Origin of the sequence: Acidiphilium sp. PM (assembly GCF_000219295.1) — a bacterium.
Classification (GTDB): domain Bacteria; phylum Pseudomonadota; class Alphaproteobacteria; order Acetobacterales; family Acetobacteraceae; genus Acidiphilium; species Acidiphilium multivorum.
Map to the genome: position 1 here is coordinate 1 of NZ_AFPR01000439.1, position 567 is coordinate 567.

General features: G+C 78.3%; 1 pseudogene. It reads left to right on the forward strand.

The window, feature by feature from the left end:
- A pseudogene (locus tag APM_RS13280) lies at positions 1 to 567 on the forward strand (class I SAM-dependent methyltransferase); the annotation flags it as partial.

The window sequence follows — 567 nt, forward strand, 5'->3', positions numbered from 1 at the left end:
AGCCCCGGCGCGCCCCTCCTGCTCGGCGCCGTCGTCCGCCTGTCGAACGACGGCGAGGAAGCCGCCCTCGTCCCGCTGCTGCACCGCGCCGCCCCGCTCTGCGCCGGCCGCACCGACGCGCTCGGCACCGACGCCTCGAACGCCCTCGCCGGCGCCATCGCCCGCCATGCCGACCCGGCCGAGATCCCGCTCCTGCTCCGCCCGCTGCGGATCGACGCGCGGCGCCGGGTCGAGGCGGTGCTCACCGCCTTCACCCGCCTCGTCGCCGCCGGCCGCCACGACGAGGCGGTGGCGATGGCCGATGCCGAGAACATCGTCAGCCACGCCGTCGCCCGCGACGACGCGATCGGCCGCGACACCCGCCTCGCCCTCGCCCTGCTCGACCTCGCGACCGGCGACCCGGCGGACGTTCCCGCCCGCATCGCCGGCCTCGCCCTCGGTCCGGCGGCGCAGCGCGACATGCTGATCGACGGGTTCTGCCGCCTCGTGAACGCCGGCCGCTACGCCGATGCCGCGACCTATGCCGAGGCCGCCGGGATCGAGGCGCTGGCCGCGAGCGGCGGCGGG